Origin of the sequence: Labrenzia sp. VG12 (assembly GCF_002237595.1) — a bacterium.
Taxonomy (GTDB): domain Bacteria; phylum Pseudomonadota; class Alphaproteobacteria; order Rhizobiales; family Stappiaceae; genus Roseibium.
Map to the genome: position 1 here is coordinate 1,014,293 of NZ_CP022529.1, position 21,570 is coordinate 1,035,862.

Annotated in this window: 19 protein-coding genes and 1 tRNA gene; 14 read left to right on the forward strand and 6 right to left on the reverse strand. The window is 59.5% G+C overall.

What is annotated here, in order from left to right; genetic code table 11:
* Positions 1-5 precede the first annotated feature (5 nt).
* From tssK to CHH27_RS27545, 9 genes are all read left to right on the forward strand, one after another.
* Entirely contained in the window at positions 6-1,340 is a 1,335-nt protein-coding gene (tssK, locus tag CHH27_RS04580; RefSeq protein WP_094070535.1) for a type VI secretion system baseplate subunit TssK, read from the forward strand.
* Positions 1,340-2,950 carry a type IVB secretion system protein IcmH/DotU gene (gene icmH / locus CHH27_RS04585; protein ID WP_094070536.1) on the forward strand — a complete coding sequence of 537 codons (1,611 nt, stop codon included), beginning with the start codon at positions 1,340-1,342 and terminating at the stop codon, positions 2,948-2,950. The genes tssK and icmH overlap by 1 nt, the downstream gene beginning before the upstream one ends.
* Positions 2,951-3,006: 56 nt before the next feature.
* Positions 3,007-6,660, forward strand: coding sequence for a type VI secretion system membrane subunit TssM (gene tssM, locus CHH27_RS04590; protein WP_094070537.1), 3,654 nt, complete (start codon positions 3,007-3,009; stop codon positions 6,658-6,660).
* Between the two features lies 1 nt (position 6,661).
* Positions 6,662-7,324 carry a type VI secretion system-associated protein TagF gene (gene tagF / locus CHH27_RS04595; protein ID WP_094070538.1) on the forward strand — a complete coding sequence of 221 codons (663 nt, stop codon included), beginning with the start codon at positions 6,662-6,664 and terminating at the stop codon, positions 7,322-7,324.
* Positions 7,321-8,088 (forward strand): PP2C family serine/threonine-protein phosphatase, encoded by a 768-nt coding sequence (locus tag CHH27_RS04600; protein ID WP_157738687.1) that lies wholly within the window; start codon positions 7,321-7,323, stop codon positions 8,086-8,088. Before tagF ends, CHH27_RS04600 begins: the two co-directional genes overlap by 4 nt.
* Complete coding sequence (locus CHH27_RS04605) at positions 8,085-9,968, forward strand: serine/threonine-protein kinase (protein ID WP_094070540.1); 1,884 nt, start codon at positions 8,085-8,087, stop codon at positions 9,966-9,968. Before CHH27_RS04600 ends, CHH27_RS04605 begins: the two co-directional genes overlap by 4 nt.
* Before the next feature lie 108 nt (positions 9,969-10,076).
* Positions 10,077-10,499 (forward strand): biopolymer transporter ExbD, encoded by a 423-nt coding sequence (locus tag CHH27_RS04610; RefSeq protein ID WP_094070541.1) that lies wholly within the window; start codon positions 10,077-10,079, stop codon positions 10,497-10,499.
* The gene (locus CHH27_RS04615) at positions 10,496-12,193 is read left to right on the forward strand and encodes a hypothetical protein (RefSeq protein WP_094070542.1); all 1,698 of its coding nucleotides are present in this window, start codon (positions 10,496-10,498) and stop codon (positions 12,191-12,193) included. The genes CHH27_RS04610 and CHH27_RS04615 overlap by 4 nt, the downstream gene beginning before the upstream one ends.
* Positions 12,193-12,354 (forward strand): hypothetical protein, encoded by a 162-nt coding sequence (locus CHH27_RS27545; protein WP_157738689.1) that lies wholly within the window; start codon positions 12,193-12,195, stop codon positions 12,352-12,354. Before CHH27_RS04615 ends, CHH27_RS27545 begins: the two co-directional genes overlap by 1 nt.
* Here CHH27_RS27545 and CHH27_RS04620 read toward each other — a convergent pair.
* The 3 genes from CHH27_RS04620 to CHH27_RS04630 all read right to left on the reverse strand — a co-directional run bounded on the left by CHH27_RS04620 (position 12,338) and on the right by CHH27_RS04630 (position 13,950).
* On the reverse strand, positions 12,338-13,018 hold the full coding sequence (locus tag CHH27_RS04620) for a MotA/TolQ/ExbB proton channel family protein (protein ID WP_094070543.1): 681 nt from the start codon (positions 13,016-13,018) through the stop codon (positions 12,338-12,340). The two genes, CHH27_RS27545 and CHH27_RS04620, sit on opposite strands and share 17 nt — an antisense overlap.
* Before the next feature lie 35 nt (positions 13,019-13,053).
* Positions 13,054-13,434 (reverse strand): hypothetical protein, encoded by a 381-nt coding sequence (locus CHH27_RS04625; RefSeq protein WP_094070544.1) that lies wholly within the window; start codon positions 13,432-13,434, stop codon positions 13,054-13,056.
* A 123-nt stretch (positions 13,435-13,557) separates the two neighbouring features.
* Entirely contained in the window at positions 13,558-13,950 is a 393-nt protein-coding gene (locus CHH27_RS04630; protein ID WP_157738693.1) for a DUF1036 domain-containing protein, read from the reverse strand.
* 208 nt (positions 13,951-14,158) lie between these two features.
* Here CHH27_RS04630 and CHH27_RS04635 point away from each other — a divergent pair, with 208 nt between their 5' ends.
* The gene (locus CHH27_RS04635) at positions 14,159-14,584 is read left to right on the forward strand and encodes a biopolymer transporter ExbD (protein ID WP_157738695.1); all 426 of its coding nucleotides are present in this window, start codon (positions 14,159-14,161) and stop codon (positions 14,582-14,584) included.
* An 89-nt stretch (positions 14,585-14,673) separates the two neighbouring features.
* On the opposite strand, the gene CHH27_RS04640 is transcribed toward CHH27_RS04635, so the two are convergent.
* Positions 14,674-16,221, reverse strand: a complete 1,548-nt coding sequence (locus CHH27_RS04640; RefSeq protein WP_094070547.1) for a caspase family protein — start codon at positions 16,219-16,221, stop codon at positions 14,674-14,676.
* 482 nt (positions 16,222-16,703) lie between these two features.
* On the opposite strand from CHH27_RS04640, the gene CHH27_RS04645 reads away from it, so the two are divergent.
* On the forward strand, positions 16,704-17,558 hold the full coding sequence (locus CHH27_RS04645; protein ID WP_094070548.1) for a hypothetical protein: 855 nt from the start codon (positions 16,704-16,706) through the stop codon (positions 17,556-17,558).
* Between the two features lie 45 nt (positions 17,559-17,603).
* On the opposite strand, the gene CHH27_RS04650 is transcribed toward CHH27_RS04645, so the two are convergent.
* Positions 17,604-17,679 (reverse strand) — tRNA-Glu (locus CHH27_RS04650).
* A 125-nt stretch (positions 17,680-17,804) separates the two neighbouring features.
* A complete protein-coding gene (locus tag CHH27_RS04655; RefSeq protein ID WP_094070549.1) occupies positions 17,805-18,245 on the reverse strand; it encodes a VOC family protein in 441 nt (146 codons plus the stop codon).
* Between the two features lie 54 nt (positions 18,246-18,299).
* Here CHH27_RS04655 and CHH27_RS04660 point away from each other — a divergent pair, with 54 nt between their 5' ends.
* The 3 genes from CHH27_RS04660 (at position 18,300) to CHH27_RS04670 (ending at position 21,569) form a co-directional block, all read left to right on the forward strand.
* A complete protein-coding gene (locus CHH27_RS04660; RefSeq protein WP_094070550.1) occupies positions 18,300-19,079 on the forward strand; it encodes a Sir2 family NAD-dependent protein deacetylase in 780 nt (259 codons plus the stop codon).
* A gap of 136 nt (positions 19,080-19,215) precedes the next feature.
* Positions 19,216-19,797, forward strand: coding sequence for a cold-shock protein (locus CHH27_RS04665; protein ID WP_094070551.1), 582 nt, complete (start codon positions 19,216-19,218; stop codon positions 19,795-19,797).
* 254 nt (positions 19,798-20,051) lie between these two features.
* Positions 20,052-21,569: a PAS-domain containing protein gene (locus CHH27_RS04670; RefSeq protein WP_157738697.1), complete on the forward strand. Its 1,518-nt coding sequence runs from the start codon at positions 20,052-20,054 to the stop codon at positions 21,567-21,569.
* Position 21,570 lies beyond the last annotated feature (1 nt).

Here is a 21,570-nt window from a genome sequence, read left to right on the forward strand (position 1 = left end):
CCTTTATGTCGTGGTATAGCAAGGTTGCATGGACCGAAGGCCTGTTTTTGCGGCCGCACCACCTGCAGCAGAGCGACCGCTACGCGGAACATCTGCTGGACGAGCGGGTCCGGCTTGCCTCCGCCTATCCCTGGGGATTTTCAGAACTCGAAATTGACCAGGATGTCGGCCAGCAGTGCCGGTTTGCGCTGCGCTATGGACGCGGGATTTTCCCGGATGGAACAGTCTTCAATTTCCCGGCCGACGGCACGCCCCCGCCGGCGATCGATGTCCCGGAAGACGCTGCCGGGCAGATTGTCTGGCTCGGCATTCCCGAGACGACCGTCAATGCTGTTGAAGTGGCGAATGGCCGCGAGGATGCCGCCACGCGTTATGTGCAGGACCGTGAGACCATCATCGATTCCACGTCTGCCATCCGGCAGGAGGAAGAGATCGACGTGGCCCACCCGCGGCTCATGTACTCCATCCGCTCGACACCTCATCCAGGTCAGGTATGCCTGCCTGTTGCCCGGATCACGGAGATCAAGGACCGGATCGTTATCACCGATGGTGCCTTTGCGCCGCCGGTGCTGGCCTGTCACGTTCATCCGGCGGTGACGGGCTGGATCGACGCCGTGATCGGTTGGGTGGAACGCAAGCTGAGTGAACTTGCCCGCTATGCTGCCGACACTTCCGCCGGTGGCGGCCTGCAGAATTTCGATTACCTGACCCTGCAGATGCTGAACCGGACCTATCCGCTGCTGATGCATCTCCGCAAGTCGGCCTATGTTCATCCCGAACGTGTCTATTCCGAGTTTCTGCAGATCGCTGGCGAGCTTGCGACCTTTGCGACGGAAGAGCGCCGGGCCCGCAACTATCCTGTCTACGATCACGACAAGTTGCATGACGTCTTCAAGCCGGTTCTGTCCGACATCCAGGCCTTCCTGTCGGCAGGTTACGACCGCCGGGCGATCCGGTTGCCGCTGGAGCAGCTTGCGCCGAACGCCTACAAGTCGACGGTCGTCGACCGCAATCTGTTTGCCCAGGCAAGCTTTGTCATCGAGGTGGCGGCGCGCCGTCCGCTGACCGAGATCCAGAACGAGTTTCCGAAACTGTTCAAGGTCGGTCCGTTCGGGCAGATGCGGCAGATAGTCTATTCCAACCTGCCAGGCATTCCGCTGATTCACATGCCGGTACCGCCCGCACAGATCCGGGCGCTGACGGACAGGGTCTATTTTCGCCTCGACAAGACCACGCCGCTCTGGCGGGAATTCAGTCAGGATTCAGCGGTCGGGCTGCAGTTTTCCGGCAACTGGCCTGACCTGCAGCTTGAATTCTATGCCATCCGGGAGGGCCGCTGATGTCCGACCAAGACGATCCCTTTGGCGTCTCGAAACGCAAGGGCAAAACCATTGTCATGCCCAATCCGGGCGGACGCTGGAGCGAAGGCCAGTCGGCCGGACCAACGGCGCCGCCCGGCCAGGCGCCGCCACACCCCCCGCAACCGCCGCCTGCTCAACCGCCGCAAGCAGCCCCGCAACCGCCGCAACAGCCACCGCCGCAAGGCGGTGCGCCTGATCCCTGGCAGAGAAGTGGCGGGAAGGGGGATCCCTACGCCCCAACACCGGCCGGCTATGAATACGGGCAGCAGGCAGCCCCCGATCTCAGAACGCCGCCGCAGGCGCCGGGCGCGCCTCCGCCACCGCCCCAGGGGGCCGCCCCGGCTTCCGGAGCCGGACAGCTCGCCCACACACCGGATATCAACCAGATCCGGGTTGCCAACCGCAATCCCATTTCCCGCGCGGCCGCACCGCTGCTGTTGTTGCTCGGCCGCCTGCACCTGACCATGACCGACGCGCAGTTCGACCAACTGATGCGGGACGTCTACAACGCCATCAAGACCTTCGAAAAAGAACTGCGCAATGCAGGAATTACGGACGATCAGATCCGATCTGCCGCCTATGCCCTTTGCGCCACCTCCGACGATATTGTGCAGAACCTGCCATCCGCCGGCCGACACCAGTGGACGCAATACTCCATGCTGACTCAGTTTTTCGGTCAGGCCACCGGTGGTGTCGAGTTTTTCCAGTTGCTTGAGAAGGCGAAACAGGACCCTGGCCTGAACTATGGCGTTCTGGAAGTGATGCATGCCTGCCTGTCGCTCGGCTTTTACGGCAAGTATCGCGCCATTCAGGGTGGACAGCAGGGACTGGAGCGCGAACGGCGCGATCTGCACGAAATCCTGCGCCGCGTACGGCCGCGTCCGGGAGATGACCTGTCACCGCATTGGCGCGGGCTGGAACTGCTTCAGAAACGAACCGGATTTTCGGTGCCGATCTGGTCTATCGCGGCGATTGCGGCAGCCTTGCTGCTGGGCGGGTATGTGACCCTGATGCTGCTTCTTGCGAGCGGCAGTGAAGTGGTCGCCGGACGTGAAGTCGCGCTTTACCCGACCGGACCGATCGAACTGGCCCGGGAGGGCTACCAGCCCAAACCGCCACCCGCACCGCCGCCTCCCGAAGATGCGCCGATTGACACGGTTTCCGATCAACTGGCCGGCCTGGAAGGCGTGGAGATCTCGCAGGCCGGACCTGCAATCCTGTTGCGGATGCGCGCGCAGTTCGATGTTGCCGCCGCCACCTTGCGGCCCGAGTTCCAGCTGTTGGTCGAGCAGGTCAGCCGAACCCTCGACAAGGTGGACGGAGATATCCTGATTGTCGGGCATACGGACAGCGATCCGATCCGGAACAATCCGCGATTTCCGACCAACTGGCACCTGTCTGTCGAACGGGCGAGTTCCGTCGCCGAGGTCATGAAATCGATCCTGCAGACGCCGGACCGTGTCGAGGTGGAGGGCCGTGGGGCGGATGAACCCATCGCACCGAACACGTCCCGGGAGGGCAAGGCGCTCAACCGTCGAGTGGAGGTCTTCCTGAAGCCGCCGCAAGGCGGACTGGTGATCAACAATTAGCATGGGCGGATGCGGTCCGCTCATACTCCGGGTGACCGCAGAATAAGGTTTTGTAGATGAAATTCTGGCTCGGAATAACGGCGATATTTCTTGGAGTGCTCGCGCTGGCAGCGCTGATCTGGTTCGGCGGTCCGTTCCTGGCGATTGCCGGTGTCAGGCCGCTGGAGCCGCTCTGGCTGCGTCTGCTGCTGGTGCTGTTGATTGTGCTGAGCATTGGCGGCTGGCAGGCCTGGCGCATTTACAAGCGGATTGCGGCCAATCGGGCGCTCGAGCAGGAAATCCTGCAGCCCAAGGCCAGTGAGGAAGACCTGCAGATCATGTCCGAGCGCATGAAGGACGCGCTCAAGACGCTGAAAACATCGAGCGGCAACGCACGGACCTATTTGTACGATCTTCCCTGGTACCTGATGATCGGCCCGCCTGGTTCTGGCAAGACAACCGCGCTGATGCATTCCGGTCTGAAGTTCGCTGCATCCCGTGGCAAGGGGGAGGCGCAGAAACTCGAGGGTCTTGGTGGCACGCGGTATTGCGATTGGTGGTTTGCGGAAACCGCTGTCCTGATCGACACGGCCGGCCGCTACACAACACAGGATTCTGACGAAGAGCACGACCGGGAGGCCTGGCTTGGCTTCCTGAACATTCTGCGCAAGGCGCGGCCGCGGCAGCCGGTAAACGGTGTGATGGTGTCGATCAGTCTGGAAGACCTGATGACCTTGCCGGACGAGGAACTGAAGCAGCATTCGGATGCCATTCGGGCCCGTCTCATCGAGCTCTACAAAACCCTCAAGATCGATTTCCCGGTCTATGTCGTCTTCACCAAGGCAGACACGATTGCCGGTTTCATGGAGTTTTTCGGCTCCTACCCGGAAAGCCGCCGAAATCTGGTCTGGGGAGCGACCTTTCAAACGCGTGAGAAGACCAAGAACATGGTCTCCGAAACGCCGGTTGAGTTCGATCTGCTGATCGAACGGCTGAACGAGGAAATGGCGGACCGGTTGCAGGAAGAGCCCGATCCGCGTGCGCGATTGATGCTCTACGGGTTTCCGACCCAGGTCGCGGCCCTGAAAGACAGGGTCACCGGGTTCCTGAACGCGATATTCGAACCAAGCAGATACTATCCGAATGCGGTGCTGCGCGGTTTCTATTTCACCTCCGGAACACAGACAGGCACTGCAATTGACCGGGTCATCGGTTCCATGAGCCAGGCCTTCGGCACGGCCTATCAGGCTGCAGCACTCTCGGGGCAGGGAAAGAGCTACTTCCTGCGGGATCTTCTGACCAAGGTGATTATCGGCGAAGCAGGCTGGGTCACCCACAACCGGGCCGCCGTGCGCATGGCGACGGCGACACGCATTGCCGCCTATGCCGTCATTGCGCTGGTGACCCTGGGGCTCGGCAGCCTCTGGGCCGTCAGTTACATGAACAACAAGGCGCTGATCGACGAAACCGCGCAGGCGGTCGACGATATCCGGGTGAATGGCGAAACCGTCCTGTCGGAACGGGTTGTCCGGAGCGATGATCTGCTCGACACGGTCTATATCCTCAACAAGTTGCGCAGCCTGCCGGTCGGTTATGACAGCCGCAACGATCCGACGCCGATCATGGAGCAGTTTGGCCTGTCGCAGCGCGAGCGTCTGGAAGCAGCCGGTGTGACATCCTACCGGAGCGGGCTGGAGCGCCTGTTGCGCCCGCGCCTGATCCTGCGCGTTGAAGAGCAGATGGCCGACGTCCTCGACAACCGGACCGGTCCCGGCGGCGAAGATGTCGAGAAGCTCTACAATTTTGCCAAGCTTTACCGGATGCTCGCCAACGATGCGCCTGAAATCGATGAAGACCAGGTCAGGAATTCCTTGCGATCGGATTTCCTGCAGAGTTTCCCTGGACCCGCAGGCGAACCCCTGCGACAAGCCCTCAATGCCCATGTGGCAGCGATGCTGGAGCTGAATTTCGGTGGCAACGTGCTGACCAGTCAGCTCGACGGCGTGCTGGTGGACGAGGTCCAGCGGGAACTGGCCAGGGTGAGCCTGGCCGAACGCGGCTACGCCTTGCTCAAATCGCGCGCAACAGGTCTCGCGAGTGAGGACTGGATTGCTGAACAGCGCGGCGGTCCGGATATGAAAACCGTTTTTGAAACCGAAAACGGCGACACGCTGGACACGGTCCTGGTCGACAAGTTTTTCACCTATCCGGGCTTCCACCTGTCCGTCTTGCCCAATCTGGCTGGTATCCGGGCGGAACTGGAACGCGACAAGTGGGTCTTTGGTGAAATCGGCGAAGTCGATGCTTTCGAGGATCAGTACCAGTCTCTGCCCGGTGAGATCCTGGCGCTCTATACCAAGGAATTCATCGAGGCTTGGGAAGAGGCGCTCGGCAATCTGAAATTCAAGTCGATGCGCAACGACAAGCCGCTTTACACCACGCTTCAGGCGGTGTCGGCGCCGACGTCGCCCGTCGTACAGCTGTTGGAAAGCCTGCGCCGGGAAACGCTGCTGACACAGGACCTGTCCAGCGAAGGGATTGCCGGGAACCTGACGGGCGGCAACGCCCAGGAAGCAGGTTCGGAAGCCGCCCAGAAGATCTTTCAACGCTACGTGCTGGATGCGTCTGGCGGCCTGAAACGCATTGGTCTGGAAGCGGGCCTTCAGGTGCTGGCACCGGATGGTCTGCAAGGTGCGATCGGCGGGGCGACAGGTGCTGGCGGTCCGGCAATCATTCCGGGCAAGGCCATCGAGGATCATTTCCGCCGCTATCACGAACTGGTGGAAGGGCAGAACAATCGCAAGATCGATGCCCTGCTTCTGAACTTCAAGAACATTCTGGACAATCTCCTGGTCGTTGCCAACAACCCGCTGCAAAGCGAAACCGCGAACAACAATGTCCAGATCCAGGCTTCGCTTCTGCGCAGCAATGCGACGCGTTTTCCGCCACCCTTTGACACGCTTATCCAGCGCGCCGCGCGGGAATTTGACGAGGAATTCAAGGAGACCTCGATTACCCAGCTGAACGAAAAACTCAGCACACAGGTGGTCGGGGAATGCAAACGGATCGTCGGACGCAATTACCCGTTCGAAAACGGGCGGTCCGAAGTGCCCATGACCGAATTTGCCAAGCTGTTTTCACCGTCCGGGATCATGCAGCGCTTCTTTGATGAGAACCTCAAGGGCCTGGTGGATACGTCGACGCGGCCCTGGAACTGGAAACCGGAGGTCTCACAGGCAGATCGGTTGTCCAACGCGACCCTGCGCCAGTTCGAGCGGGCGGACCTTATCAAGCAGGCTTTCTTCCCGACCGGAAACGCGTTTCCGTCAGTTGGGCTGCAGGTGGTGCCCAGATCGCTCTCCCAACAGGCGGAATCGGCCAGCCTGGAAGTCAATGGCAACGTGGTTTTTGTTTCGCGAGGCGCCGGGTTCAATGCCGAAATCCAGCCGGTGCCCTCCAATTTCGACTGGCCGAGCAACACGGCGACGCCGCGCGTGGTCCTCGTGATCCAGCCCGAAGTGCCGGGTTACAAGTCGCGCCAGGAAATCCACGGAGACTGGGCGTTCTACCGTTTCATCAAGGCCAACCGCGTCAGTTCGGGCCAGAACAAGTTTGTGGTCCGGAGAACGCTTGGCGGGCGGCAGGTTGCCTTCACGATAACCCTGCGAACGAAACCGAACCCGTTTTTCCTGTCGGCGGTCGGCGAGTTCAGTTGTCCGACGAGTTTCTGAGATGGCCGGCTATTTCGGCAAATTGCCGGCAAGAGCCGATTTCGTGATCGGGCAATGCCCGAAAGGCTTTTTGAAACTGTGGGAGCCCTTCCTGCTGAAGGGGCTTTCGCAATCCAGGCTGGATCTGAGCGACAGCTGGAAGGAGGCCTATATGACCATGCCCATCTGGCGGTTCGACGTCACGCTGCAGGACCGGGCGGGTCCGGACCCGGAAACGCGGATGGTGGCCGGGGCGTTCATGCCGAGCATCGACCGGGTGGGGCGGGAATACCCGTTGACGGTGGCCTCGGACATGAATGCTGATCAGGGGGCGCCGCCGGCGCACTGGTATGCAGCAGCAGAAGCGGTGCTTTTGAGCGCATTGCAGGAAGATGGACGTTTCGAGGACTTTCAAAGAGCGGTCGCGGAGCTCCCGATACCGACTGGGGAGGCCGGTCATGTTGCAGGTGAGTGGACTGAGCTGCCAGCCATGGCAGGTACAGACACCGTGACCGTTTCCAATTTCAGGAGCCGGGGAGGAGACAGGGACTTTGTATTTGCCTGCAAGGGATTGCCGGATGCTGGCGCGTTTCGGTGGTTGATCTTGCCGGAGCAAATTCCAGAGGGGCAGGAAACGGCAGGGGTGAATCATGGGCGATATCATCCGGAGGATCATCGAACGTGACCGGAATTCAGGAGGAAACGCTTCGCGGATTTGCCATTGGCCTGACGCATGTCGGCCGTGTGCGCGAGCAGAATGAAGACACATATTTTGTTGACGAGCAAAAAGGGGTTTTTGCTGTCATGGACGGCGCTGGAGGTCTTTGCGACGGTGCCATGGCCTCGGGTCTTGTGCGCGAGGCCCTGACCAGCCTGACCAACCCGCGCAGCGGTGAAGACCTGCTGGAACAGTTCGAAAGCCGGTTGATCGTTGCGAAGGACCGGATCGAACGCGCATCGGAAAGTGCAGACGGCGCACCGATGGGGACGACGATCGCGGCCTTGCTGACCTTCAAGCGCAATTTTGCCTGTTTGTGGGCAGGCGACAGCCGTGTTTACCGGCTGAGAGACAGCCGTCTGGAGCAGTTGACCACAGATCATACGGAAGCGCAGGAACTGGTGGACCAGAATGTGCTGACCGTGGAAGAAGCCAGGACCTTCGCCCGCCGGCATGTGATCACCCGCGCCATCGGGTCCGGTCTGGATCTGGAACTGGAGCTTGTTTCCGGCAACCTGAGGCCCGGAGACAGGTTCCTGCTGTGTTCCGACGGGCTGACCGGGCATCTGGAGGATCCGGTCATCGGTACATTCTTGATGAATGGCGCGTCGAGGCTCGCCGCGCAAAGCTTGATCAACGGGGCTTTGGAAGAGGGCGGTTCCGACAATGTGACCGTGGTAATCGTCGACATAGACCGCCAGACCGGAGCGGAAGGAACCTTCAACAGATGAACCCTGCTGAGCAATCGCTGCCCGCCGGAACCCGGCTCAACAATCTCTACGAGATCGAGGAACATATTGCCGACGGTGGTATCGGCACCGTTTACAGGGCGCGCGACGTGGAAAGCGGCGACCCCGTGGCCATCAAGGTGCTGCTGGCGAATTTCGCGAAGGATCCGATGATCCTGGATCTGTTCAAGCGCGAGGCCAAGATCCTGCGCAAGCTCAAGCACGATGCGCTCACGCAGTATTTTGTCTTCGCCAAGGAACCCACACTTGGCATCTATTATCTTGCCATGGAATTTGTCAGCGGCCCTTCGCTGAAGACCAGACTGCAAGCCGGTCCGCTGGAGCCTGAGGCAGTCTTTCGGCTGTTGCAGCGCCTGTCATCCGCGCTGCAGGCCGTGCACGACCGGGAGGTCATTCACCGGGATCTGTCGCCGGACAACATCATCTTGCAGAACGGCGATGTCGGCCAGGCCAAGATCATCGATTTCGGAATTTCCAGAGCCAATACGGGCGGTCCGACAATCATCGGCGACGGTTTTGCCGGCAAGGTGAACTATGTCTCGCCGGAGCAGGTCGGGATATTCGAGGGCAAGGTCACGGCGCGCAGCGACATTTATTCGCTTGGTCTGGTGATCTCCGAAGCGCTACTCGGCAAACAGGTCGACATGGGCGGCACCCAGGTGCAGATCGTTGACAAGCGGCGCCATGTGCCGTCGCTGGAAGGCATCGACAACAGGTTCCGGCCGCTTCTTGAAGCCATGCTGCAGCCGGACCCGGCCAATCGACCTGCCAGCATGGCGGAGATTGCAGGCTGGACGCTCGGCGCGCCGATGCAAACACCTCAGGCCGAGGATCGTACGATCATCCGGCCGTCATCGCCGCCTCCGGAACAGACGGCACTCGATACACCACCGCCTGCTGCCAGTTGGGGCAAACGCATTCTCGTCGCCCTGTCACTGCTTGGCATTGCCGGCGTTGGAGCAGGAGGCGTGTATTTCCTCGTTGGCCAAACGGTGCCGGAGCAGGACCAGACGCCGGTTCTTGTCGCCCCACCAAATCCCAATGCCCCCGAGGCACCGGCTCAAACCACCACGGTGACACCGGAAGTGGAAAGTCCTCAACCTGATCCGACGCCTGTCGTAACCCGGCCGGAACTGACACCGGAGACGATCGAACCGGATCCGGTCTCCACACAGGATAGTCAGCCGGAAATCACCACACCACCGCCGGTGGCTGCCGACCCCGAACCGGTGCAGGAGGCGATCAAGCCCGAGGACCGGATCCGGAATTACCTGAGCAGCTATCAGGCTGGCGACTGCATGTATCTTCAGCCAATCGAGATCGCCAGCCGGTCGGCAGAAATCGAGGGCTTTGCCTCAAGAACACCGCCGTTCATCACCTTCGACAGCGATTTCACCCAGACCCAGGGATTCGAGGCCAAGATCCAGGTGAACCTCGTTTCCGATGCCCAGTGTCCCGCCATTGCCTTCCTGCGGGGCACGCCTCCCGGAAATGCCAAAACCGAACTGCACCTGGATATGCAAAGAACGGTTGTTCCGAATGGGGAAAACATGGCCGGCAGGATTTCCGGTTATGATCCCTCGACAGGCGGGCTTGGCCTGGTGTTCGTCAACAGCAAGGGTGAGGTGACCGATCTGACGCCGTTTTTGCAAAGCGACGCCGGTGGTGCCGGATTTGTCGTGCCCCTGTCCCTGAAAACGGCCGTGGAAGAAACAGGTTTGATCATTGCGATGGTCGGGAAGGGCCTCGCGGAAAACCTTTCGGGTCAAACGGTGAAACAGGCGGGGCCCTATTTTGAGACGCTGATGCAGGGCTCTCCGGTCTTGCGGGCGACTGCGACGACAGTCAAGGTAGTCCCGTAGATCGCAACGGGGTGTCGTTGAAGTCCGGTTTAGGTTTTCGACGCGTCGGGAGGAACCAGAAAGAGGCGAAGACCGAATGACGCAAACAGAAGCCGATCTGGTCCAGCCATGAAACGCTACACGAAACCCATTCATCTTCAGCAGCTGACGCCGCAACGGCGTGCGGACAGTTCGCTGGCCCTGATCAATGTCGTGTTTCTCCTGCTGCTGTTCCTGCTTGTCTCCGGGACACTTCGACCGCCGCTGCCGGAAGACTTTGCCTGGGCGGAGACAACGCGAAGTGAAGGGGCTTCCAGCATCCGCAATGGTCTGGTGATCACGCGAGACGGCAAGGCCTGGGTCGAGGGCACGCAACTCGACGAAGCCGGACTGATCGCGTTTCTGGAACAAACCGCAGCAGAAAGCGATCGCCTGACGGTGCAGGTCCACAAACACGCAAGGATGGAGGCGGTCGCCGCGCTTGCCGCGCGGGCGAGAAAAAGCGGTGTCAGGGCCTTGTCGCTGGTGACCGTGGAGGCGGGGGCACCTTGACAGCTGCGGCCTACAATCTCGACACACAATGGCAAATTCCGGTTTATGTCTGGCCGGCGGTGCTCGGGGTGTCGGTCGCGCTTCATGTCTCCCTGTTTGTCTTTGGCCTGGCGAACCTGCAATGGGATGTGTCTGACACAGCGCCCCCTCCGGTGACGGAAGTGCTGTTCGAGGCTGGAGGTCCGGTTTTTCAGGAGGTGACCGCACTCTCGCCAGATGATCTGGCCTTCGAACCGGTCACACCGGAGGCGGTCGTCGAACCGTCGGCACCGTTGCCGGACGTTGTCGCTGCACAAGAGCCAGACCAGATAACGCCACTTGAGAGCGCCCCTGTGGAACTCGCTCAGCTTTCGCCCGAAGCGATTGTCGGCGACCCCATTCCCGTTGAGGCGGATACCCTTGCCAGCGAAGTCCAGGTTGTCGAGGCCGAAGAAGTGGAAGGTTCCGCGGCAGAGGAGGTGACCTCTCTGCCTCCAGAGCTTGCCGAAGGGCAGACGCTGGAGGCCGTTGACGTCACCGTGCCTGCTCTGGTCTCCCCCTCCGAGGTGCTGGTTGCCGAGGAGCCGGCGGTTGAGGTTTCCGTGTCAACCGGTGAGGCGGAGGCGGAGCTGAGCGTGGTTACGCCCGAAGTGTCGTCGGCTGAAGTTCAAGACGTCGAAATCCTGACCCAAGACCCTCTTGCAGTCATTGAAACGCAAACGCTTTCTTCAGTGCCGGAAGTGGTGGCTGAAGAGGCCCCCACCGACGTAATCGACACCGCTTCCCTGGAACCGGTCGTCGCGGAACCGGAGGCCGCCCTGATCGACCCGGTCGAAAGCACCAGCGTCGTGGTCGCGCAGGATCTTGTCGACACACCGGTTGACACGGCAATCGCATTCGAAGCTGTTGAGACCGATACGCAATCGAGCGAAATTCTCTCGGCGTCACCGGCAGAAACGGTCACCGCAACCGCGCCGGATGACATTGGCGTTTCGGTCATCACGCCCGATCGTCCGATTGCCCTCGCGCCGATTGAAAACCCGATATCGGAAACCGTGACGCCCGAGATCCAGCCGCTTGCACCGGTGGAGCCTGACGAAACGGTTGTTGCTGCGCTTTCCCCAAGTGAATCGGAAACATCGGTTGTTCCGTCAATTGCACCTCCGACCGATCCCGCAAACGTTGTTCCGCCAGTGGAGGTCGCGGCAATCGACCCGCTGGCGAAGGTGACGCGTTACGTTCAGAACTATGATTTCGGCGACTGTGCCCACCTTTCCGTCTTGTCGGCCGGGGTCGACAGTGCACAGGTGACAGCCTTTGCGCCGGGGATTGGTCCGTTTGCATTGTTTGACAAGCGGTTCACGTCTGATCAGGGGTATGAGGCGTCGATCGAGCTCCGCCTCGTGACAAGCCAGCAATGCGCCTTGTTGAACGCCCTTGGCGTATCTGAGGGGCTCGATGCAGCTGGTCTCGTCGAACTGGACAAGACGGTGGTCAAAAGCGGCACTGTGGCAACCGGGCTGATCCAGCGGGACCTGCCGGTTGCCCGGATTGCAGCGGCAGAAGCCGCAGGCCTTGACCTGGGGGGCAAGGGGCCACCGGAACTCTATCTCATAGACGACGCCGGTCAGATTCACGACGGCCGGGACTTCCTGCTGCCTGCCTCCAGCGCTCAGACGGCCGGGGGTGGCGGTTCAAGGTCCCGGTGGTGCTGATGTCGCGCTCTGACTCCGAGACAGCACTGGTCCTGGCCATCTGGAACCGGCCGGCCGCAAACCAGCCGCCCCGCTTCGGTACGCTGCCGTCTTCGCGCATCGCAGGCATTCTCGCAGCTCCAGGGGTTTATTCCCTGGCAGCTTTCAAGGTGTCGCGCTGACGGCTTGAGGACTGCCGGCGCCAGCGGTGAAAACACCGGTGAGCAACACCTCAAGCGCGGCCCGTTCTTTTTCCAGCCTGGTTTCGAACCACGTAACGGCGACGGACACCGGGATCGCAACGGCAAGCCCGCAGGCTGTCGTCAGCAGCGCGACCCAGATGCCGCCGGCAAGTGTCGCCGGATTGGCCGAGGCGCCGGAATCCTGGAGGGTCTGGAAGGTCTCGATCATGCCGAGGACGGTGCCGAGAAGGCCGAGCAGGGGGGCAATCTGGGTCACCAGGTCAAGCGCTTTCAACCAGCTGGCCAATCCAAACAGCCGATCTGCTGCACGGGCGGAGATCTCCTCGCGCAACCGCTCCTCGCGGATGTCGCGTTCCTGCGAGCTCAATTGCTGCTGGTCGAGCATCTGAATGGCATCCATCGCGCTGCGCACGAGCGCCGCAGACAACGACCGGTCCTTGATCAGGTTTTGCGAGGCCTTGGCGCGGTCTCCGGTGCGCCATTGGGAGACGGCCTGGCGCACAAGGTGATGACGTCCAACCCGGGCGCTTGAAAACTGGAACGCCTTTGCGAGGATGACAGCAAGCGCGGCAACCGAGATGGCCAGAAGGATGATGACAACCGGTCCGCCCAGTTCCAGTAGTGACGAGGAGGTTTCGACCATGAGATCCGGGATCCGTTCAAGGGTTCAAGGTGAACTCAGTCGCCAAAGCGGATGGGCGTGCGATTGCTCAATTCCAGGAGGTCGGAACAATAGACATCCTTGATTGAGGCCGGCACGCAATTGCTGACATTGTTTACGTGAAGCCGCGAGATGCTGTCACAGGATTTTTCGGCAAGGGAGAATTGCAGGATTTTGGTTTTCCCGGCCGAAATGCGCGAAAACTTAAGCGCCAGGAACCGATCAACCAGCCCTTCCTTGTCGAAGAAGACCATGTCGAGCGTCAGCTGATCCATTGGACGTTCCAGGCCATTGGTGGCAATGATCGACAGTCGGCAGCCGCCACCGTCAATAGGCTGTAGCTTGTTGAGCTCCAGGCTGATTTTGCCGGAAACGTCCTGGGCTTGAACAATTGTCAATTGAGTGAGGCTGAAGACCGACACTAATATCAGGAAAAGAAAACTCCGCATTCAACCCCCAAGGCAACTCTGCACGTCCTGTTTCGTCATACTTCTCGATCCGTGAGGCCCTGCGACTGAGGGTCAGTCGTAAGACAACAACACCGTCCAGTCCGGTGCTCCCTCGGTTTCGATCTGAAAGAAATCCGCTTCAATCAGACCGCGCTGCCAGCATTGATCGCCATCATAGAGAACGAATTTTTCTTCGCGAATGCAAAGGGTAATGTCCCCGCCAAGCCGGCTTTCGCCAAAACCGTCGGCTACGTGGAGATAATATCGCGCATTGCCGAGAGGTTCCTGCAGGATCTGGCTGCACGCGTTGGACGTTATCGTCCACCAGCCCTCCGTCCTCAATCCGTCTTCGGTTTCGTAGCCGATGGCAACGTTCACCAGATCGACTGACCCGTTGCAGACCCGCAAACCGGCTTGTGCGGATTGAGGCAGGCAGAAGCAGGCAACGCCGAGTGTGAGGCGCATGAGCATCTTCTGGCACTGTCGGCGCGCTGAAAATCGGCCTGCGACGTTTCCGGGTTGCATGGGCGCCTTGCGGATGTGGTCAATTGGAGTCTCACGCTAAGGAAGGAAGGCGCCAGGGTCAATTTTGCAATTGCGATTGTGCTTCTGGCCGATCTGTCAGAAACTCGGCGTCGGACCCGTTTCTTCGTCTTATTTTGTGGCCTTCTGGATGATCTTCATTCCCAATCCCGTTGCCAGACGCAAGCGTATTCCGTTGACGCCGCTGATCGACGTCATCTTCATTTTGATCATGTTCTTTCTGCTGTCGTCGACCTTCGGAATCTGGCGCCCGCTTGAAGTCCTGCTTGGTCAACCGACGGGCGAAAACAGCGCGCTTGAAGCTGCCACACCAGAGGTGCCGTCCATTTTGATCATGGTTGGATCCGCTGGTACTTCGGGCGACGTCCAACTGACGGTCAATGGAAAAACATTGATGTTCGAGGAACTGGCCACCGAACTGGATCGTCTTGCAGGCAAGGGCGCTACAAGCGCCTTGCTGGTGCCGGAAAATGAGACCGACTTTCAGCAGGTCGTCCGCATCCTGGACGAAGCCCGGTCTTCCAGGCTGAAGCGGGTCAGCCTTCACTTGCGCTAGGCACACCGAGAACGTCAATTAGGCTTTGCATAAAAAAATACGGCCCGGCAAAAGCCGGGCCGTAATTTCATCCATTCAAGCCGTCGGTCTTACCGGCCGATCGCACCACCGATGATGCCACCGACAACACCACCGATGAAGGCAGCTCCGGCCGGGTTCATGCTCCCGCCAGAATTGTTGTTGCGGCGGGTCGTGGTTGTGGTGTTGTTCCGGCGCGTCGTCGTGCTGCGTGAAGCAGCCGCTGCCTTCTGCTTGCGGTTCACTTCAGCCTGGTACGCCGAATATTGCGTCGCAGTCTGGGCCGTCAGCAAGGCATATTGTGCCGCCGTGAAGAAACCGGTCGGAACGATCCCGTTGGCAGTCTGCCAGGCGGTCACACCGGCGCGGGTCTTCGGACCGAATGCGCCATCTGGACGACCGACATCATGACCGGCAAGGTTCAGTCGGGTCTGGACTTCGCGACGCGCGGTGCGGTTCCAGCCAAGAGCGGATTCCGTTACCTGCGTGCCGGGGATGGCCTTCTGCGGGTCCGGAAGCGTTGCGACAACACCGGTCGCGCCTTGCGCGCCGGCAGCGGTGCCCGTGGAAACGGTCGGGTTGACCGAAGCCACCTGGTTCGCACTGCTCAGACGCTTGATCGAGTTGCGTGCGAAATCTGCAAACAGACCGTTCGGGTAAGCCTGGAGATAGGCTTCATAGTCGACAACCGTATTGCTGGACTTGGCCGTTTCCCAGATCAGTTTTTCGCGTTCCCAGGCAATGTTCGACTGGGTGGCAGTGGTATTGGCTACGTTTGCGGCCGGCTGCTGCGACGTCGTCGTGGCCGTGTCGCCAAGGGAGGCAACGGTCGTTGACGGGGCGACGGACCGCTTGTTCAGGAACACTTCACCGATCAGCGAAGCGTTGACCCAGGGGCGCTGACGCTTCTCGGTTTCCTGATAGACGTCGCCGGTAACGCGGGTCATGACCGTCTGGATCGACGCATTCGGCGTGTCGATGTGACGGATCAGGGCCGATGTGAACGGAGAATTGGAGCCTTCGCCATCGAGTGCGACGTCGCCCGGGCTGGTCGCAAAGGCAATGACTGACCCTTCGCCACCGGTTTCCTCGATCTTGATTTCCGCAAGACCGTTGCCAATGCTGCCGGAACGGCTCGGGCCCATACGGCGCGCAAGCGTCCGTGCCAGCGGGTTGTCGCGGCATGCATCCAGGAACACCATCTGCACTTTCACGTCTTTCGACATCTGGCGCATGATGAAGTCAACCGTGATGGTTTCGAAGTCGAGGGAGGTTTCGTCTTCGATGGTCGCGTCGATCGGCACAAGATGGTTCTTGCCGGCGACCTGGAGACCGTGGCCTGCATAAAACAGGATGGCGATCTCGGCACCGTAGGCCTTCTTGGCGAAGTTCATGACAGACCGGCGCATGTCGCTGTAGGTCTGGTCCTGGCCTGCGACGACCTCAAATCCGAGGGCGCGCAGCTTTGCGGCCATCTGCTCGGCGTCGTTGGCCGGGTTGGGAAGGGGTACCGTGTGCTCGTAAGCACCGTTGCCAATGACAAGGGCAACGCGCTTTGCAAGTGCCGGGGCAGTCCCTGCAAGTACAATTGCCAGCACGGCGATCAATCGTTTGAACATGTCCTGTCCTCTCGTAGATCAAGGTTGCCTGTCGGTTGGACCGATCTTGAAACGAGGTCTGCGTCCTCTTGACGTTAGAGCTACCCCGATTGGCATGAACTTTCTGTAATCCGCGTCACAGGAACATGAAATAGGATAAAGCGCCCCTGCAACACCATAAGACGCCATCAGCCCTGTCTGATGTCGTCCCTTCCAAATCAGGCAACGAGTATACGCAAAGCTTTTCTCGAACACCACGACCAAGCCAAAGGTTCCTGCCATTTTCTGCAATGTGTTGAACAGATTGTGATGGAAAGGTGCCGAGTTTCTGGTGATTGCGCTGATGTGTGCAGAGTTCAAGGAGCTGTCGACCCGGATCAAGGACCAAAACCAATGTTTCTGTGACCTGAATCACCTGCCTCGGGAGCGTGTGTTTGATAATTTGGACCTGGCCTGAAAGACCGGTCAGCGAAACGCGGCTGGAGTTGTTGGAGAATGCAGTCATGGCTGGAAAAGCGGATATCCTGAAACACATGCGCGCCAAGCATGTTGGCGTCTTTCTCTCTGCGGCACGGCTTTATAATGTTGCCATCCTGGTGCGACGGACCAACACGGCGTCTCTTCAGCATATCGGGGAGCCATATGCTTCTCCGAAGCGACTCGACTGCAAGGCCAAGACCGCCGATTTTGACGTGGCACCGGCAGGTTGCAGGGTGCCGGAAGCAAAACGTCGGTCTCTTGCTGGTCTCGTTGTCGATCCGGGGATGGTTGGTGAGCGCGCCTATACCGATGGCAAATACACCAAGGCAATGGAAGCCTGGAGATCCTTTGCCACGCAACTTCGACCGGAAATGTCCAGCCATGAAAAGCAGAAGGGACTGACATATGTTCCGGGAGGAGGGCTCTATTTTGTCGAGCGCAACCCGGAGGATCCCTATTTCGGCTGTGTGAAATTCACTGCAAGCTCGCTGATTACGGCCGGGAAGTGCATTCATGGTGACTTCGATCTCTATGGCATCGTCGATATGGAGGCGCCTGCCGAGATCGTCCGGGTGAAGGAAGACCGTCTCGGTCAGACACATGCCCGGTCGCCAAAATTCTTCGACGTGCAGAATTTCGTCAACAGCCGCATCGGCGTCGCCATGATCCTGCACGGGTCGCAGGAGACCTATGCTTCCAGGCACGAAGACGATGATCTGGATGTATTCTTTCCCGATGGGCGGGTTGACTACGCCGGACCATCGGCCGCAAGAATCGAAGCGTTTTACCAGCGCGAGTTTCCGGGACGGACCTTGTTCAGCAAGGACGATCCGGCTCAGCAGATCAAGGGCAGGTACATTTCGCCCGGAACGGTCTGACCGCACGATGGCGGTATGATTTTGTCTCGATGTGCCGGAAAGAATTGGCACGCCCAACGGGACTCGAACCCGTGTTTCCGCCGTGAAAGGGCGGCGTCCTAGACCGCTAGACGATGGGCGCGCGGTCGACGCGGCTGCGTCGTGGAGAGGCTTATAGGCGGGATTGGATCGGGCCGCAAGAGCCTTGATGACAATTTTTTGCAGGCCCGGATTTCCGGGCCTGCGGCTGTTGAAAACCTGTCGCTATTACCACTCGCCGGTGTTTGCCATGGATGCCCAGGGCTCTTTGATTTCAAGAGCTTCGCCCTTTTGCAGAAGCTCGAAGGAAATGTTGTCCGGCGAACGAACGAACGCCATGCGGCCGTCACGTGGCGGGCGGTTGATGACAACACCTTTTTTCTGCAGGCTTTCACAGTACTCGTAGATGTTGTCGACTTCGTAGGCTAGGTGCCCGAAGTTCCGGCCGCCGGAATATTCCTCCGGATCCCAGTTGTAGGTCAGCTCCAGAAGCGGCGCGGCATTGGCCTTGCCGGCCTCGACATCGTCTGAACCCGCCAGGAAGATCAGCGTGAACCGGCCCTTCTCGTTCTCGTAACGGCGGACCTCGGTCATGCCCATCTTGTTGCAATAGAAATCGAGCGAGTCTTCAATGCTGGTCACGCGGACCATGGTGTGCAAATAACGCATGTCCAATCCTATCCTCAGGTGAGGGGTTATATAGTCAGGGCGTGGAACCGGCCGATGAATACGATAACCAGTCTGCCCGAAGCGCGGGACTTTGTGGCACAGTTCAGGAACGGTTCCTACAGGAACATTGTCGCCCTGACAGGGGCGGGGATCTCGACGGAGTCCGGTATTCCGGATTTCCGCTCTCCGGGTGGCATATGGTCCAAACGCCAGCCTGTTCAATACCAGGACTTTGTTGCCGACGAAGCCAGCCGCCTGGAAGACTGGGACCGCCGCTTTGAAATGCTCGACTTTTTTGAAAAGGCCGAGCCCAACGCGGCGCATTTGGCGCTGACCCGGCTGGCGAAAAGTGATGCGCTGACCTGCCTGATCACCCAGAATGTCGACGGCCTGCATCAAAGAGCCGGCTTTCCAGAGGTCAGGCTGATCGAAATTCACGGTAATTCGACCTTTGCTCAGTGTCTGGAGTGCGGCACACGGGCGGAACTGGACGACCAGCGGCGCAAGGTCGAGGTGGGCGACAGCCCGCGCTGTCGGGCTTGCGGTGGTCTGCTCAAGGCTGCCGTGATCAGCTTCGGCCAGCAGATGCCGGAGCGGGCGTTGCATCATGCGGCCCGCGCGGCACAGGAATGCGACCTCTTTCTGGTGCTGGGGTCTTCCCTGGTTGTGCACCCGGCCGCGCAGCTGCCGGCGGTCGCGGTTAAGGCCGGGGCAGATCTGGTGATTCTGAACGCCGAAGAAACGCCGCTTGATTCGTTGGCGTCAACAGTCATTCGCACCCCTCTTGCGCAGACCTTTGCAGATTTTGGCGAAGAACTGCCGGAATTTCCGTAAATGGTCTGTGGTTAGTTCGTTAATTTCCCTTCCTGGCGATAAGCACAATGTTATCCTTTTGTTAGGAATCAGCTGACTGACGAGTCGAACCTTGTCTTCAGCTTCAGATGCGGACCTAAAGACGGGACAAGGGCCTATGGGGGTTAAAACCGCAAGAGATGCCCGCGCACTCGACACGATGGCGGAAGACGTTGCCGTCGATGTGTTCGAGATTGCCGGCACCATTAAGTGGTTCGATGTCGGCAAGGGCTACGGCTTCATTGTGCCGGACAGCGGTGAAGGCGACATTCTGCTTCACGTGACCTGCCTCAGGCGGGACGGGTTTCAGACCGCCTATGAAGGCGCGCGGGTGGTGTGTGAGGTGCTTGATCGGCCACGCGGTCTGCAGGCCTTTCGCATATTGTCGATGGACGAGACCACGGCGACCCACCCCTCGCAATTGCCTCCGTCCCGGACCCATGTCCAGGTCGTCGCTGAAAGCGGCTTTGAAAAGGCAACCGTCAAGTGGTTCAACCGGGTCAAGGGCTTCGGCTTTCTGACCCAGGGTGAGGGGACAGAGGACATCTTCATTCACATGGAGACCCTGCGCCGCTTCGGCATCACCGAACTTCGGCCCGGTCAGGATGTTCTGGTCCGCTTCGGTGAGGGTCCGAAAGGCCGCATGGCTGCGGAGATCCGTCCGGTCGGGGCAGGCACGCATATTCCCGCGTCCCACTGACGTCAGACAGCTTCAAGTTGCGCATCCCTTCAGGCCGGACTTGTTCCGGCCCTTTCTTTTGCAAAAGTGAACGGGCTGCCTGCCAGTCGATGGATCACAATCTGCACGAAGAACCCGGTTTCTGCGTACAAATTATGTCTTATTTTACGGATCCGATTTGAAACTGAACACGGAAAACGAGCCCAAGGGCGAGATTTGCCGTGACGAATTTTGTGAAAACAGGTTGCGACCAGGCCAGCCTGTTGAACTGTCTGATGGAAACAGTTCACCAGGGCATCACGGTTGTCGACAGGAACCTGGATCTGTTGCTGGTCAACGAGGCCGCACAGGCCCTTCTGGACATTCCCTATGAAGTTCTTGTTGCCGGCCCCAACCTGGAACGCTTGCTCCGGTTCAATGCCGAGCGTGGGGACTATGGCGCCGGTGATCCCGACAAGCAGGTGCAGGAGCGGCTCGAAAAGGCGCGCCTGTTCGAACCGCATGATTTTGAACGGGTCCGGCCCAACGGGACGGTGATCCGGGTTCAGGGGACACCTGTCAGCGAAGGCGGGTTTGTCACGCTCTACAGCGATGTCACGCGGGAACGGCAACAGGAGCGGGACCTCCTGATCGCCCGGCAGGAGCTCTCCAGGAGACTGGATCACAAGACCCAGCAACTTCTGGAAAACAGGGATCTTCTGCTCAATGCCATCAATGGCATCCGTGACGGTCTGGTCATTTCGGATGAGAGAGGCCGTGTGGTCCTTGCCAATGACAAGATGAAATCCATTCATGCCAATATCGGTGGCTATGTCAGCACAGGGGCGACGATTGCAAACCTGATGAGCTGCCTCTTTCCAACGGATCCGGAAAAAAGCCTCGAGGACCTCATGGATCCCGATGTTCCCTGGCTGGAACGACGGTTTCCGATGGGCAAATGGTACCGGATCTCCCATTCCCGGTCGACCGATGGCGGCATCATCTCCGTCTTCACCGAAATCACCGAATACAAGAAGCAGCAGAGCAACCTTCGCCAGCATACGGATGAACTGGTCAAGCTGCTGCAACAGGAAAAACAGCTGACGGAAATGCAGCGCGAATTCGTCTCCATGGCCTCGCATGAATTTCGGACACCGCTGGCGATCATCGACAGCAATGCCCAGAGAATTCTGCGGCGTGGGGAAACAATTGCCGCTGACAAGATGCAGGGGCGTCTTGGAACAATCCGTGAGGCCGTCTCAAGAATGCAATATCTGATCAACCGGTTTCTCGACTTCTCACAGGCCCAGACAAACGGCATGGAGCTGAACAGGCGGCGCCAGCCGTTCCGCCCTGTCGTCGAGCGGATCTGTCTCAATTTCGCCGAGGCCTGCGATACCCATGAAATCCAGGTCGACCTGGCAGCACTGCCGGATCACTACGACTACGACGAAAAGCTGGCGCAACTCTGCATCGAGAATCTCCTGTCCAACGCGGTCAAGTACTCTCCCAATGCCAGCAGTGTATCGATTACCGGCGGCATGACAGGCGGTGTCATTGAAATTGCGGTCTCTGACCAGGGCGTCGGCATTCCCGAGGAGGAGATCGACAGGGTCTGCGACAAGTATTTCCGTGCATCGACCTCCAGCGGCATCCCCGGAACGGGCATCGGTCTCAACATGGCCGCCAGCTTGATCGAGCAGCACAACGGGGAAATTCATATCGAAAGCACGGTCGGCGAAGGCAGCCGGATTGCCATCCGTTTGCCCGTGGTGGTGGGCGCTGTGCTGGAACGAGCCCGGTCTGTTGCGTAAA

Excerpts from the sequence above, each read along its gene's own strand:
- tssK (WP_094070535.1), top strand. The coding sequence starts at position 6 with ATGTCGTGGTATAGCAAGGTTGCATGGACCGAAGGCCTGTTTTTGCGG.
- icmH (WP_094070536.1), top strand. The coding sequence starts at position 1,340 with ATGTCCGACCAAGACGATCCCTTTGGCGTCTCGAAACGCAAGGGCAAA.
- tssM (WP_094070537.1), top strand. The coding sequence starts at position 3,007 with ATGAAATTCTGGCTCGGAATAACGGCGATATTTCTTGGAGTGCTCGCG.
- tagF (WP_094070538.1), top strand. The coding sequence starts at position 6,662 with ATGGCCGGCTATTTCGGCAAATTGCCGGCAAGAGCCGATTTCGTGATC.
- CHH27_RS04605 (WP_094070540.1), top strand. The coding sequence starts at position 8,085 with ATGAACCCTGCTGAGCAATCGCTGCCCGCCGGAACCCGGCTCAACAAT.
- CHH27_RS04610 (WP_094070541.1), top strand. The coding sequence starts at position 10,077 with ATGAAACGCTACACGAAACCCATTCATCTTCAGCAGCTGACGCCGCAA.
- CHH27_RS27545 (WP_157738689.1), top strand. The coding sequence starts at position 12,193 with ATGTCGCGCTCTGACTCCGAGACAGCACTGGTCCTGGCCATCTGGAAC.
- CHH27_RS04620 (WP_094070543.1), bottom strand. The coding sequence starts at position 13,018 with ATGGTCGAAACCTCCTCGTCACTACTGGAACTGGGCGGACCGGTTGTC.
- CHH27_RS04630 (WP_157738693.1), bottom strand. The coding sequence starts at position 13,950 with ATGCGCCTCACACTCGGCGTTGCCTGCTTCTGCCTGCCTCAATCCGCA.
- CHH27_RS04635 (WP_157738695.1), top strand. The coding sequence starts at position 14,159 with ATGATCTTCATTCCCAATCCCGTTGCCAGACGCAAGCGTATTCCGTTG.
- CHH27_RS04640 (WP_094070547.1), bottom strand. The coding sequence starts at position 16,221 with ATGTTCAAACGATTGATCGCCGTGCTGGCAATTGTACTTGCAGGGACT.
- CHH27_RS04645 (WP_094070548.1), top strand. The coding sequence starts at position 16,704 with ATGGCTGGAAAAGCGGATATCCTGAAACACATGCGCGCCAAGCATGTT.
- CHH27_RS04655 (WP_094070549.1), bottom strand. The coding sequence starts at position 18,245 with ATGCGTTATTTGCACACCATGGTCCGCGTGACCAGCATTGAAGACTCG.
- CHH27_RS04660 (WP_094070550.1), top strand. The coding sequence starts at position 18,300 with ATGAATACGATAACCAGTCTGCCCGAAGCGCGGGACTTTGTGGCACAG.
- CHH27_RS04665 (WP_094070551.1), top strand. The coding sequence starts at position 19,216 with ATGGGGGTTAAAACCGCAAGAGATGCCCGCGCACTCGACACGATGGCG.
- CHH27_RS04670 (WP_157738697.1), top strand. The coding sequence starts at position 20,052 with ATGGAAACAGTTCACCAGGGCATCACGGTTGTCGACAGGAACCTGGAT.